The 13,418-nt window shown below is 69.2% G+C and carries 12 protein-coding genes; 1 reads left to right on the top strand and 11 read right to left on the bottom strand.

The features are described 5' to 3' along the window. The 8 genes from EV653_RS38165 to EV653_RS38130 all read right to left on the bottom strand — a co-directional run bounded on the left by EV653_RS38165 (position 1) and on the right by EV653_RS38130 (position 7,766). A complete protein-coding gene (locus tag EV653_RS38165) occupies positions 1–948 on the bottom strand; it encodes a copper transporter (protein ID WP_134111100.1) in 948 nt (315 codons plus the stop codon). Continuing rightward, positions 945–2,126 carry a putative cytokinetic ring protein SteA gene (gene steA, locus EV653_RS38160; protein ID WP_134111097.1) on the bottom strand — a complete coding sequence of 394 codons (1,182 nt, stop codon included), beginning with the start codon at positions 2,124–2,126 and terminating at the stop codon, positions 945–947. The genes EV653_RS38165 and steA overlap by 4 nt, the downstream gene beginning before the upstream one ends. Before the next feature lie 97 nt (positions 2,127–2,223). Continuing rightward, positions 2,224–3,954 (bottom strand): DNA repair protein RecN, encoded by a 1,731-nt coding sequence (gene recN / locus EV653_RS38155; protein WP_134111095.1) that lies wholly within the window; start codon positions 3,952–3,954, stop codon positions 2,224–2,226. Between the two features lie 4 nt (positions 3,955–3,958). Then, positions 3,959–4,891: an NAD kinase gene (locus EV653_RS38150; protein WP_134111093.1), complete on the bottom strand. Its 933-nt coding sequence runs from the start codon at positions 4,889–4,891 to the stop codon at positions 3,959–3,961. A 12-nt stretch (positions 4,892–4,903) separates the two neighbouring features. Further along, on the bottom strand, positions 4,904–5,719 hold the full coding sequence (locus EV653_RS38145; RefSeq protein ID WP_134111091.1) for a TlyA family RNA methyltransferase: 816 nt from the start codon (positions 5,717–5,719) through the stop codon (positions 4,904–4,906). Further along, complete coding sequence (locus tag EV653_RS38140) at positions 5,720–6,130, bottom strand: hypothetical protein (protein WP_134111089.1); 411 nt, start codon at positions 6,128–6,130, stop codon at positions 5,720–5,722. Position 6,131: 1 nt separating this feature from the next. Then, the gene (locus tag EV653_RS38135) at positions 6,132–6,593 is read right to left on the bottom strand and encodes a phasin family protein (RefSeq protein ID WP_134111087.1); all 462 of its coding nucleotides are present in this window, start codon (positions 6,591–6,593) and stop codon (positions 6,132–6,134) included. Positions 6,594–6,659: 66 nt separating this feature from the next. Further along, a complete protein-coding gene (locus EV653_RS38130; protein ID WP_134111085.1) occupies positions 6,660–7,766 on the bottom strand; it encodes an HAD-IIA family hydrolase in 1,107 nt (368 codons plus the stop codon). Positions 7,767–7,790: 24 nt separating this feature from the next. Between EV653_RS38130 and EV653_RS38125 the strand changes: the two genes are divergently transcribed. Then, entirely contained in the window at positions 7,791–8,945 is a 1,155-nt protein-coding gene (locus EV653_RS38125) for a DUF1015 family protein (RefSeq protein WP_134111083.1), read from the top strand. 4 nt (positions 8,946–8,949) lie between these two features. Here EV653_RS38125 and EV653_RS38120 read toward each other — a convergent pair whose 3' ends face one another. The 3 genes from EV653_RS38120 to EV653_RS38110 are packed head-to-tail and all read right to left on the bottom strand — an operon-like array spanning position 8,950 to position 11,871. Continuing rightward, positions 8,950–9,813, bottom strand: coding sequence for a CHAD domain-containing protein (locus EV653_RS38120; RefSeq protein WP_134111081.1), 864 nt, complete (start codon positions 9,811–9,813; stop codon positions 8,950–8,952). Between the two features lie 4 nt (positions 9,814–9,817). Next, positions 9,818–10,852, bottom strand: coding sequence for a hypothetical protein (locus EV653_RS38115; protein WP_238160729.1), 1,035 nt, complete (start codon positions 10,850–10,852; stop codon positions 9,818–9,820). Further along, positions 10,849–11,871 carry a hypothetical protein gene (locus EV653_RS38110; RefSeq protein WP_134111079.1) on the bottom strand — a complete coding sequence of 341 codons (1,023 nt, stop codon included), beginning with the start codon at positions 11,869–11,871 and terminating at the stop codon, positions 10,849–10,851. The genes EV653_RS38115 and EV653_RS38110 overlap by 4 nt, the downstream gene beginning before the upstream one ends. Between the last annotated feature and the right edge of the window lie 1,547 nt (positions 11,872–13,418).

The following is a 13,418-nucleotide window of genomic DNA, read 5'->3' as shown; positions in this document are numbered from 1 at the left end:
TCAGTTGTCCTTCGTCTGTACGGCCGACGGCGCGACGCCGTCCTTCGCGTTGATCGCGCCGTACTGCCCCGCCTTGCCCGCGGCCTGCTCGACCAGCGCGAAGACGACCGTCATCTGCCCGGCGGGGAGATCGGCCACGTCCACCGAGGAAACGATCTTGGTGGCGTCGGAGTCACTCCGCAAGGCCTTGATCAGTCCGCCGTCGCTCGCGCTGGCCGGCGTACCGGCCAGGACGACCCCGCCGCTGCCGATGTCCAGGCCCTTGATGAAGTCGACCGCGTCGCCGTACGTCGAGTTGTCCGGCGCCGGTGTCGGCGGCTTGGCGGCGATCACCACGATCAGGCTGGCGCGGTCCTTGGGCTGCGACGGCTTCAGCGACAGCAGCTTCGCTCCGGTCAGCCCGCTGATCACCTTGGTCGCGTCCGCGTCGGCGGTCTTGCCCTCTTCCTTCGCCGCGATCCCCCGCGCCAGCAGCAGTCCGGCCCGCTGGTACGTCGTGCTGTCCTTCGGGAAGTCCATGTCCGCCGTGACGAGCTGGTTGACCAGCGACTCGACCAGCTGGCGCTGCCCGGTGTCGAACAGCTTCGCGTCCAGCGCGACCTTCGTGTTCACCACGCCGCCGGCCTTCTCCAGCTCGCCCTGCACGCCGTCGCTCAGGTCGCTGTCGGCGTTCGGCATCGTGACGATCGCGATCTTCTTGTTCGCCAGCTTGCCGTGGGTCAGCCCTGCGGTGACCTTGGCGACGTAGTCGTCGCGGTACTTGTCCAGGGCCTTCATCTGGGTCAGCTCGTCCCGCGCGTCGGCGAGTTGCTGCCGGTCCTTGTCGGCCTGGGCCGCGACGACCTCGCTGGCGGTGCCCTTCAGCGGGCCCGCGCCGAGCACCACACCGGCGCCCAGGGCGAAGAAGATCGCCACGATCGAGACGATGTGGTAGCGAAAGTCGATCACGTGAACAGCTCCCGGATCCAATAGACGAAGTCGCTCCAGCGCGCCCGCAGGATCGACCAGAGCACGTCGTCGGCGCCGATTGCGACCAGCGCCATGGCGAGTGCGAACAGGCCGGCCGCGGCGAGCGCGACGACCTGAAGAGTAGAGACCCGGCTGCGGTACAGCCGGCCGACGCCCTTGGCGTCCACCAACTTGGCACCGACCCGCAACCGGGTGATGAAGGTGCTCGCCATCCCGGAGCGGCCCTTGTCCAGGAACTCCACCAGCGAGTTGTGGGTGCCGACCGCGACGATCAGCGAGGCGCCCTTGGAGTCGGCCAGCAGCATCGCGACGTCCTCGCTGGTGCCCGTGGCCGGGAACTCGATCGAGTCCACACCGAGTCGTTCGAGCCGCTCCGAACCGGGCGCGCGGCCGTCGCGGTACGCGTGCACGACCACTTCGGCGCCACTCTTCAGCGTCTCGTCCTTGACCGAGTCCATGTCGCCGACGATCAGGTCCGGGACATACCCGTTCTCGACCAGCGCGTCCGCGCCGCCGTCGACGCCGATCAGGACCGGCCGGTACTCACGGATGTACGACTTCAGCGCGACCAGGTCGTCGCGGTAGTCGTACCCGCGGACCACGATCAGGACGTGCTTGCCCTCCATCGAGGTGTGGATATGCGGTACGCCGACGCCGTCGAGCAGCAGGTCCTTCTCGCGCCGCAGATACTCCAGGGTGTTCGCGGTGAACGCCTCGAGCTGGGTCGACAGCCCGGCGCGGGCGTCGTCCATCAGCTCCGCGACCGACTTGCTGTCCTGGGTCATGCCCTTCGCGACCGCTTCGGTACCGCGGTACAGCGTGCCGTCGTCGAGCCGGACCTGCTCGCCCTCGTGCAGGATCGAGAACACCTCGCGGCCGACGCCGTCGACGAGCGGGACGCCGGCCTCGACCAGGATCTCCGGGCCGAGGTTCGGGTACCGGCCGCTGATCGAGTCGGCTACGTTCACCACCGCGGCGACCTTGCAGTCGACCAGCGCCTCGGCGCTCACCCGATCCAGATCGACATGGTCGATGACCGCGATCTCGCCCGGTTTGAGACGTTTGGTGAGATTCTTGGTACGTCGATCCAGCCGGACCACTCCGGTGACGCCGGGCAGTTCAGTGGGTCGTGCTCTCCGCAGGCTGGGCAGTTTCATCGCCCTCTCATCCTGCCATGTCAAGAGCCCCCTTCCGGTTCATTTACCCGGGTGGGGGCTCGTTAACGCACTGAAATAACAGTGACTGTGCGTCAAATCATCCTTTGGAACGACTCTTCTTCCGTGGTTTGTGCCGTTCGGCAGCCAGGGCGAGGAGTTCCTCGGCGTGGGCCTGGGCGGCATCGGAGTTCTCCAGTCCGGCCATCATCCGGGACAGTTCCTTCAACCGCGCGTCGTCGTCGAGAGCCACCAGACCACTGGTGGTGACCGAACCGTCGTCGCTCTTGAGCACCACAGCGTGACGGTCCGCGAACGCGGCGACCTGCGGCAGGTGGGTGACCACGATCACCTGTGCCTTCTCGGCCAGGCGCGCCAGCCGCTTGCCGACCTCGACAGCGGCGCGGCCGCCGATACCGGCGTCGATCTCGTCGAACACCAGCGTGGGCACGGGATGCGTGTCGGACAGGATCACCTCGAGCGCGAGCATCACCCGCGACAACTCACCGCCGGACGCGGCCTTCTGCAGCGGGCGGGCCGGGCTGCCCGGGTTCGCCGCGAAGCAGAACTCGACCTCGTCGATGCCGAACGGACCGGCCGCGGTCTCGTGCACCTCGACCGAGAGCTTCGCGTGCGGCATCGCCAAGCCGGTCAGCTCCTCGGACACCGCGACGCCGAGTCGTTGCGACGCTTCGATCCGCGCTTCGCGGATCTGCCGGCCGAGCTCGGCGAGCTTCGCGTCCAGCTCGGCAAGCTCTGCGGTCAGTTGCTCGACCCGCTCGTCGCTGCCGTCAAGATCGGCGAGTCTCGCCGCGGATCGCTTCGTCCAGTCCAGTACTTCGTCAACGGTGCCCTGCTCGGCGCCGTACTTGCGCACCAGCCCGTGCAGCAAGGAACGCCGCTCGCTGACCACGGCCAGCCTCGCCGGGTCGGTGTCGACATCGGCCGCGTACGACGAAAGCTCCTGCGCCAGATCGGCCGCGAGATACCCGAGCTCGCCCGCGCGGTCGGCCAGCTCGGCCAGCTTCGCGTCGTGGTCGCGCTCGGCGTCCAGCACCTGCTTCGCCAACGCGAGCAGGCCGAGTACGTCGTTGGGGCGGGTCGAGTCCAGGTCTTCGGATGCCAGGGCGTCGCCGGCGGACGTGGCCGCAGTACGCAGACCGTCGGCGTACGCGAGGCGTTCCTCCTCGGCGGCGAGCTCGATGTCCTCGCCGGGCAACGGCTCGGCCTTGGCGATCTCGTCCAGACCGAAGCGCAACAGGTCGGCCTCGGCGAGGCGATCGCGCTCGCGGGTCGTCAGCTCGGTCAGCTCGGCCTCGACCTCGCGGTGCCGCTTGTAGGCGGCGGAGTACTCCTGCAGGGGGACGAGAACCGCCTTACCTGCAAAGGTATCCAGCGTTTCGCGCTGCCGTGCGGGCTGCAGCAACCGCCACTGATCGGCCTGCCCGTGGATCGCGACCAGGTCGCCGGACACCTCGCCCAGCACGGACACCGGCACCGACGCACCACCGAGGAACGCACGGGACCGACCCTCGGACGAGAGCTCACGAGCGATCAGCAACTCGTCGTCGTCCAGTTCGCCGCCACGATCCTCGGCCTGCTGCACGATCGCCCGCGGTACGCCGCTCGCGCGGCCCTCGACCCGCGCCCGGCGGGTCCCGTGCCGCACCAGACCGCTGTCGGCACGGCCGCCGAGCAGCATGTTCACGCCGGTCACGACCATCGTCTTGCCGGCGCCGGTCTCACCCGTGACGGCGGTGAATCCGGGGTCGAGGTCCAGCGTCGCGTCCTCGATCACGCCCAGCCCGGTGATGCGGATCTCTGACAGCATGGCTCTAGTGTCCTGTTCCGTTTCCGTTGCGTTTGCGCTCGGCGGCGCCCCGCCAGCCGAGCACCGGGAGGTCGAACTTCGCCACCAGCCGGTCGGTGAACGATGCCTCGTGGGCGCGGGCGAGCCGGACCGGCGTCGCGCCCCGGCGGACCGTGATCTCGGCGCCGGGCGGCACCTCGACCATCCGCCGGCCGTCGCACCACAGCACCCCGCGCCCGTTCCAGGTCGGGACCAGCTCGATCGACAGCCGCGACGTCGGCGCCACCACGATCGGCCGCGAGAACAACGCGTGCGCGCTCAGCGGGACCATCAGGATCGCCTCCACCTCCGGCCAGAGGATCGGTCCGCCCGCCGAGAACGCGTACGCCGTACTGCCGGTCGGGGTCGCGACGACGACACCGTCGCAGCCCCAGCGGGACAGCGGGCGGTCATCGACCTCGACCAGGACCTCGAGCATCTTCTCGCGGGCGGCCTTCTCGATACTCGCCTCGTTCAGCGCCCAGGTCTCGAAAATCAGCTCGTCGTCCAGCCGGACGTCGACGGCCAGCGTCATCCGCTCCTCGACCGTGTAGCTGCGGTTGACGACCACCTGGACGATCCGCTCGAGGTCGTCGACCTCGGCCTCGGCCAGGAACCCGACGTGGCCCAGGTTCACCCCGAGCACCGGTGTGCCGTGCGGGCGGGCCAGCTCGGCGCCACGCAGGATCGAGCCGTCGCCGCCGAGCACCATGATCAGCTCGACGTCGTTGGCCGCCTTCTCCGGGTCGTCGACCACCTCGACCGGGTCCAGCTTGAGCGCCTCGTCCTCAACGCCGAGCAGCCGGACCTGCATCCCGGCGCCGGTCAGCAACCGATGTGCCTCGCGAGCGACCTCGACCGCCAGCTCCCGGCCGGTGTGCGTCACCAGCAGCACGCGCCGCGGCTCGTGCTCAGCCACCCTGCCTCCACCTCATTGAGGACCGTTCTCGATCGCGCTTTGCAGCATCGTCTCATCGAGAACCGGTGCTTCCCGGCGTATCCACAGGAAGTATTCGACATTTCCTGACGGACCAGGCAGTGGGCTGGCCGCCACCCCTTCGATTCCCCACCCCAGGTCGTGAGCCTTCGCTGCCACCGAGCGTACGGCGTCGGCCCGCAGCGCCGGGTCGCGGACCACGCCGCCCTTGCCGAGCCGCTCCTTGCCGACCTCGAACTGCGGCTTCACCATCAGCACCAGCTCGCCGTCCGGCTTGACCACGCCGATCAGCGCCGGCAGCACGAGCGTGAGGCTGATGAAGCTCAGATCGCTGACAACGAGGTCGACCGGCTCACCGCCGATGTCGTCCAGCGTCAGCGTCCGGACATTGGTCCGGTCCATCACCGTGACCCGCTCGTCGGTCTGCAAGGCCCACACCAACTGGCCGTACCCGACGTCGACAGCGATCACCTGCGCGGCTTCATTGCGCAGCAGTACGTCGGTGAAACCGCCCGTCGACGCACCGGCGTCGAGAGCGCGGCGGCCTTTGACCTTGACGGCTGGGAACGCCTCGAGCGCGCCGATCAGCTTGTGTGCACCACGGCTCGCGTAGCCGGGGTCCTCGTGCTCGGACGTGTCGACGACGATCGGCGCGTCGGAACCCACCCCGGTCGCGGGCTTGCCGGCCACGGTGCCGGACACCTTCACCTTCCCGGCCGCGATCAGCTCGCTCGCATGCTCACGCGACCGCGCCAGGCCGCGGCGTACCAGCTCGGCGTCGAGCCGCGAACGCTTGGCTGCCTTGGCCACTCAGCTCCGGTCGCCCTGCTCGGCGTCCGCCTCCACCAAGGCACTCTGGAGTCGTTCGTGCAGGTCGGCGTACACCTCGCCGTGCTCACTCACCGGCCGGTCCCGGAGCTCGTCGAGCCGGGCCATGGTCTCCTCGACCAGCGGGTGACCGCCCTCGTGCTCAGCGGGGTCCTCCGCTGACTCGGCTTCGAAGGAGTGCTCGTACTCCTGACCGGGTGGCCGCGCGAACTCCGGGCCGAACTCCACCGCGGCCGGATCCACGTGCTCAGCGGCTTCGGCAACGTCTTGGGCACCGGGCTCGGTGTCGTAGTCCGGGTGGGTCGTGGGCTCCTCGGACGGGTCCGGGTCGAAACCGGGCTCGACGTCGGGGTCGACGTCCGGCGGGAACTGCTCGCCTGGATGCTCGGTCACGTCACGCCTTCTTCGCCGTCTTCTTGGCAGCCTTCTTCGCGGCGGCCTTCTTGGCCAGCGGCACAGCCTTCTTGGCCGACGCCTTCTTCGCGGTTTCCTTCTTCGTCAGAACCGGCGCGTCCCCGACCAGCGGGTCGGGCACCGGGCCGGCGGCGTGCGCCTCGGCCAGCTCGGTCTCCAGCGCCTTCACCCGGCGGGTCAGCGCCGCAACCTCCTCGGAACGAACGAATCCGAGCCGCGCGACCGCGCCCTCGACCTCGTTCGCCACGATCGCCTGCAGCAGCTGACGATTGCTCTTGCTGGTGGCAACGATCTCGTCGGCCAGGTCGCTCACCTTGCTGGTCAGCGCGTCCGCCCCGGTCTGCTGCAGCAACGCTTTCGCAGCCGCCTGGGCCTTCTGCTTGGTGACCTCGGTCAACCCGCTCGCCAGCTGTACGTAGCCGCGCACTGCGTCCATCACCATGACTGCCTCCTCGCATCGTTCCCAGCAACGGTATCGCCTCGGACGTGGGATACCAGCCAGCAGCACCTACTTGTCGAGGCCCACGCGGTGCAGCGCGGCGTCGATCGCGATGGAATCCGGCGTCGGAGCTGGCTTCGGGCGCGGACGACGGGTGCGGCCGGCGGCCTTCGCGGGCTTGGCCGGTTCGGTCGGCGCGTCGACGGCGGTCCACACCGCGGACAGGATCGCGCGCAGTCCGTCGTACGGCTTGCCCTCGCCCTTGACCGCGACGGCGTTGTTCACGATCTCGGCGGTCCAGCCTTCACAGGAGTGCTTCGCGCCGTCGACGGTGACGCCCGGCTGCTTCTCGGCCAGCGCGCCGAGCCCGGCGGCGACGTACGTCGGGCGCTGGTTCTTCGGCGCCCGCGCCAGGTCGTACGGGTCGTTGACGCCGGTCGCGACCCACAGGCTCGCGATCCCGACCGCGTTCGCGCCCTCGATGTCGGAGTCCAGCCGGTCCCCGATCATCAACGGGTGCTTGGCTTTCAGCCGTTCGATGCTCGTCTCCAGCAGCGGCGGCTCGGGCTTGCCGGCGACAACCGGATCCACGTCGACCGCAGCCCGGACCGCCTGCACGAGCGTCCCGTTGCCGGGCGCTTTACCGGCTGCGGTAGGGATGGTCAGGTCCAGGTTGGTCGCGAACCACTTGGCGCCTTCGTGGATCGCGTGCGCGCCGTCCGCGAGCATCACCCAGTTCACATCCGGGTGGAACCCCTGTACGACGGCGACCGGGTTCGCGTCGCTGCTGCGGACCGGCGTCAGGCCGTACTCCTCGAGCGCGACGTACAGCCCCTCGCCGCCGACGACCAGGACCGGCGAGCCCTTCGGGTACTCGCTCGCGATCAGCTTGGCGGCCGCCTGCGCGGACGTCACCACGTCGTCGGCGATCACGTCCAGCCCGAACGATGCGAGATGCTCGGCAACAACCCGCGCCGGCCGGCTCGCGTTGTTGGTGATGTACCCGATCCGCATGCCTTCCTTGGCAGCTTTCCGCAGGTTCTCCGGGGCGTCCGGGACCGGGTCCGGTCCGACGTACACGACGCCGTCGAGGTCGAGCAGCGCCACGTCGTACCGGCTCGCGAGCGGTTCCTCACACGCCGACAGCGGTTCCGGCGCCTTGCGTTCCGCGCTCATGCTTCACCCCGTACGATTCCGCGCATGCCGGATACGAGCGGGAGCGTGCTGAGGCTCGAGCCGCTGCGCGCGTGGCGGTTCGTGGCCGGCAAGGTGAGCGCACTCGGCGCGGTCACGTCACCGCCGTACGACGTGCTGGAACCCGCCATCGTCCGGCGGCTGACTGACTCTGATCTGCACAACATGGTGAGGCTCATCCTTCCACGCGATCCGGACCTCGGCCCGGGCCGGTACGACGAACCCGCCCGGCGGCTCGCCCAGTGGCAGCAGGACGGTGTCGTGGTGCAGGACGATAGCCCTGCGCTGTACGTGTACGAGCAGCGGCTGGGGAACGCCGTACTGTGCGGCCTGGTCGGATCGCTGCGGCTGGATCCGGCACGCACAGTGGTGCTGCCGCATGAGGAAGTGATGCCGCACTGGGTCGACGACCGCCTCCGGCTGATGGAGGCGACGGACGCCGACCTGGAGCCGATCCTGCTCGCGTACGCCGGTGGCAGCGTGGCAAGCGATGCTGTGGACGCCGCGCGGGCCAGCGAACCGTGGCTGGAGGCCGAGACGTACAACGGCGCCGAGCACCGCATCTGGCGCATCGACGAGCCAGAGGTGCTCTCGGCGATCTCGACGGAGCTGGCGAAGCATGAGGCCGTCATCGCGGACGGGCACCACCGGTACGCGGCGTACCTGGAGAGGCAGCTGCGGGAGCCGTACAGGCCGGGTGCAGAGGTCGGTTTGGCGATGTTGGTGGACTACATCCGCCATCCGCTGACGCTGGACCCGATCCACCGCGTCGTACCGGGTCTGAGTCTGGAGATTGTGCGGACACATACGCCGACAGGCTGGCAGATGCAGCCTGGTCGGGTGGACGGCGATCCGGACCGCATCTCGATTACTGACGGGACCAGCTGGCTGACGCTCCACACAGACGTGGACACGCCCACGGTCGCGCTGCTGCACGAGGTACTACTGCCGGCCTGGGGCGTCGTGGAGGAAGACATCAGCTTCCATCACACGCTCGCGGACGCGTTGGCGTTGGCTGGCCCGCAGCAGGCGGCTGTGGAGCTCGCAGCGCCCAGGATGGATCAGGTACTGCGTTCTGCCGCGCACGGCGTCGTACTGCCGCAGAAGGCCACGTCGTTCGGGCCCAAGCCGCGGGTGGGGCTGCTGTTCCGGATGCTCTGAAGGGTCAGGGCCGGTGGTAGAGCGTCAGGAACTGCTCGCGGAGGGGCTTGCGGGCCGCGCGGTGGCGTTCTGTGAGCCGTCCGAGGGTGAAGGAGAGCTCCGGGTCGTCCTGAGCGGCCGCGTCCGCAGCCATACCGGTCAGGGCGTCTGCTGCGGCACAGTGGTCCTGGTGCTGTCCCAGGAGCTCCTGGTAGGTGGCTGCTTGCGTCGCGGTGGCTTTTGCTCCTTCACCGAGTACGGCGGCGGTGGTGTCGGCGGCGTACCGAACTCGCTTGGCCAGGAGACGGACCTCGTGCCAGTCGTCGTCGGGGGTCCAGGGCTTGAGCTTGCCGGCTTCCTGGGCGAACTTCGCGGTGGCCGACTGGAGGAGCTCGGGTAGCACCTCGCCGCACGGCCTGTCTGCGTTCGGCTTCAGGTCCGGGGCGGCGGCGACCGACTCGATGGTGGTGAGCAGGTCCTTGGTGGTCTCCCCCAGCACCACCTCGGCGGAGCGCGCGGCCGCGCGGTCGAGTCCGAGGGTCAGCGTGGTGAGGATCGTGTCGACGTGTTCCTCGTTGTCCTCGCTGGTGGCGTTCTCGCGGACGAGGGCGGCGATCACTTCCAGATCGCGGGCCTCACCACAGGCCTGTGCGAGCGCCGCCAGATCGGCTCGGAGCTCGGGCGCCCAGTCGCCGGCCAGTAGTTTGCGGAACAGCTTGAGATCACTGCGCAGCCGCCGGCAGGAGACGCGCACCTGGTGGATGGCGTCGTCCTCCCCCGCCGACACCATCGCCACGGACTTCTCGAGCCGGCGCGCCCCCTTCGCGAGGGCGACGCCGACAAGCATGCCGACCGGGCTCTCAGCCACCACCAAGTCCCGGTCAGCCACAGCTCTACTCCTCAGCGCCCTTGGGTTTGTCGCCCTCGTCGTCGGCGGCCGAGTCCTTCACGCCCTCAGCCACATCGTCGAACTCGTCGAACCCGTCCTCATCCAGGTCGTCCCCGGCTTCATCCGCGGCATCCTCAGCCTCTGCAGCCGCATCCTCAGCCTCATCGGCCTCGTCCGCTGCCTCGTCGGCCTGGTCCTCAGCTTCGTCGGCCTCGTCCTCAGCCTCATCTTCAGCTTCATCGGCTTCGTCCTCGGACTCGTGGTCCGCGTCCTCCGCCTCGGCCTCGGTGTCGCCGTCAGTGTCGTCTTCGGGCTCGTCGAGGTCGGCTTCGTCTGCCAGGTCCTCGTCGTCGTCCTCGACCTCGTCCTCCTCCTCGAAGTACTCGTCGTCGAGAACGGTGTCGTCTTCGTCGAGGTCGGTGAACTCGAGGCCTTCCAGCTGCGCAGCCCGCTCGGCGGCACCGGTCAGACCGTCGCCGTCGACACCAGCCGCCCGGTGGAACCAGACGAGCGCCTCGTCCGTACGACCGGCCTCCTCCAGCGCGTCGGCGTACGCGTACCGCAGCCGCGGCAGCCATTCGGCCCGCGTCCGCTTGGTCAGCTCCGGCACGTCGAGTGTCTGGATCGCCGCAGCGGTCTGCCCCATGTCACGCCGCGCGCCGGCCGCGACGATCAGCAGCTCGATCTGCGTCGGCTCCGACAGCTCGTTGACGTGCTTGTCCTTGGTCAGCGCCAGCGCCTTGTCCGGCCGCCCGAGCGCGCGCTCGCAGTCGGCCATCATCGCGATGACCTCGTGGTTACCCGTCATCCGCCGTACAGCCCGGAATTCAGTCAGCGCCTCGTCGTAGTGCTCAGCCAGGTACGCCGTGATCGCCACAGCCTCACGTACTCCGCCAAGTCGCGACGCGAGCCGCCGTGCAACCCGCGCATGCTGGTACGCAAGCTCCGGGTCGTCATCGAGGAACCGCCCCGACGCCACCAGGTGCTGCGCCACCAGATCCGCCAAGGTCCGCGGCAACGACCGCAGCTCGGCCTTCACGCCACGATCGAGCTCGGCACCCGTGATCCCTTCCGGAATCTTCGGATCGTCCCGACGCGGCCCGGCCTTCTCCTCGCGATCCTCCCGCCGAGGCCCGCCCCGCCGCTCATCGCGACCCGCCGACCCCCGCCGATCGTCCCGACCACGCCCGCGCGAGTCGGCAACGGGCCCACGTCCACGCGAGTGGCCACCACGGTCGTCCCGGTTGTAACCACCGCGCGAGTCGCCGCCTCGGTCGTCAGTGTTGTAGCCACTGCGCGAGTCGGCGGAGCGCTCGTCACGTCGGTATCCACCGCGAGCATCACCCGCACGGTCGTCCCGCCGGAATCCACCACGCGAGTCGCCACCACGGTCATCGCGGCTGTATCCACCGCGGTCGTCGCCAGTGCGCTCGTCCCGCCGGTACCCACCGCGATCGTCCCGCCGAGCGTCGCCGCGGTCATCCCGCCGGAACGCTCCACGCTCTCCACGCGCCGGCCCGCCACCGCGAGCCCCGCCCGGACCCCGCCCACGCGAGTCACCACCCCGCGAGTCGCCAGGCCGATCGTCCCGCCGGTACCCGCCGCGAGAATCGCCCGCCCGGTCATCCCGGTTGTACCCACCCCGCTGATCGCCCGACCGCGCGTCCCGATACCCACCACGGTCACCACCAGACCGCTCATCACGCCGGTAGCCACCACCGTCCCCGCCGGACCGATCGTCACGCCGATAGCCACCGCCGTCCCCGCCTGAGCGGTCGTCACGCCGGTAGCCACCACGGTCGCCGGACCGCTCGTCACGGTTGTAACCAGCGCCGCCGGCCCCGCCGCGGTCGTCCCGCGAGCCGCCACGGTTGCCTCCGCGGTCATCCCGCGGGTACGAGCCACGCCCGTCGCCACCACGATCATCCCGCCGGGCCCCACCGCGGTCATCGCGCTGATACCCACCGCGCCCGCCGGACCGATCATCACGCCGATCGTCGCCCCGGTAACCACCAGACCGGTCACCGGCCCGGTCACTGCGCCCAGCGCCGCGACCACCGTCTCCGCTCAGCTGACCACGGAACGGATCGCGCTGACCCTTGTCATCACCACGCGACCCGACATACCCACGCCTGGTCTCCGAACCGCCCTCATCCCGGTACGACGAACTGCCGCCCGAACGCGGCCCACCGGACCGTCCGCCCGACCCGCCCGAACGCCCGCCGGCAAACCCACCCGGACGACTGGACGTACCACCAGAACGACCACCGGCAGCACCGCGACCGCCCCCGGAACCCGCGCGACCCGAACCCGAGCCACCCGCTCCAGAACCCGAACGCCCACCGCCCGAGCTCGAGCGACCCGCTCCAGAACCCGAGCCTCCGCTGTAGCCAGAACGTCCGGAACCAGAACCCGAGCCTCCGCTGTACCCGGAACGCCCAGTACCAGAACCGGAACGACCCCCGCCGGAACCCGACCGACCAGCTCCAGAACCAGAACTGCCGCCGGACTGGGGCCGTCCACCTCCGCTGCCGCCGGAACGGCCGGCGCCTCCGGAGGAACCGCGGCGGTCCCCTGAGCCGGAGCGAGGATTGCGAGGTGGCGTAGCCACGGTGACTCCTAAGGAAGCTGAAGAACAGTAATCGGACAAACGTTACCCCGTCCGCAGCGGTGCCGAGTCCCTGGCCGCCACTCAGACACCAACAACGGCACAAGCCAGTGCAACAAGCCAGAGAATCTCGCCAGCAAAACCGCCCAAGGAAGCCGACCGGACACGACTGGCTGGAAGAGCTGGCTAGGAAACTGGCTGGAGACAACTGAGCGGAAACTGGCTCGGGAGAACTGGGCGAAGGAAACTGGCGCGCGAAGCCGACCAGGCAAGCCGGCTAGCCAGGGAACTAGGTGGAGAGAACTGGGCGGGAACTGGGTGGAGAGAACCGGGTGGAGGGAACTGGCCAGCCAAGCCGGCCAGGCAAGCTCGCTGGACGAGAACTAGCCAGGGAACTGGCTGGAGAGAGCTGGGCGGGAACTGGCTCGAGGGAACAGGCCAGCCAAGCCGACCAGGCAAGCTCGCTGGACGAGAACTAGCGAGGGAACTGGCTGCAGAGAAATCTGGCCAGGGAAACCGTCCAAGGAAGCTGGCCGGACAGAACTGGCTGGAAGAGCTGGCTGGGAAACTGGCTGGGGAGAACTGGGCGGGAACTGGCTCGAGGGAACAGGATCGAGGGAACAGGCCAGCCAAGCCGGCCAGACGCGCGGGCTGGACGAGAACTGCCCAGGGAACTGGGTGGAGAGAATCTGGCCAGTGAAATCGCCCACGGAAGCTCCCCGGACAGGACTGGCTGAACGGAACTGGCAACCGAAGCCGGCCAGAGAAGCCGGGTGGACGAGGACTTGGCCACGCTGGCTGGCTTGAGACCGCCTGGAGGAAAGCTGACAGGAGGAAAGCCGACTGCAGTACAGCCGACAGAGGAAAGCTGGCCGAGGAGGACTTGGCCGGGGGGAACCAGCCATGGAAATGTTAAGGGCCACCCCGGGTGGGGTGGCCCTTAACAGTGTGAATGTCCGGCGGCGTCCTACTCTCCCACGACCTCCCGGTCGCAGTA

Origin of the sequence: Kribbella pratensis, from assembly GCF_004365355.1 — a bacterium.
Classification (GTDB): domain Bacteria; phylum Actinomycetota; class Actinomycetes; order Propionibacteriales; family Kribbellaceae; genus Kribbella.
Note: the sequence above shows the minus strand (reverse complement) of the source record. Positions and strands in the feature narration are given on the sequence as shown.

What these genes read in the sequence shown, in the direction of transcription:
- EV653_RS38125 (WP_134111083.1), top strand. Translation starts at nt 7,791, where the DNA reads ATGCCGGATACGAGCGGGAGCGTGCTGAGGCTCGAGCCGCTGCGCGCG.
- EV653_RS38130 (WP_134111085.1), bottom strand. Translation starts at nt 7,766, where the DNA reads ATGAGCGCGGAACGCAAGGCGCCGGAACCGCTGTCGGCGTGTGAGGAA.
- recN (WP_134111095.1), bottom strand. Translation starts at nt 3,954, where the DNA reads ATGCTGTCAGAGATCCGCATCACCGGGCTGGGCGTGATCGAGGACGCG.
- steA (WP_134111097.1), bottom strand. Translation starts at nt 2,126, where the DNA reads ATGAAACTGCCCAGCCTGCGGAGAGCACGACCCACTGAACTGCCCGGC.
- EV653_RS38135 (WP_134111087.1), bottom strand. Translation starts at nt 6,593, where the DNA reads ATGGTGATGGACGCAGTGCGCGGCTACGTACAGCTGGCGAGCGGGTTG.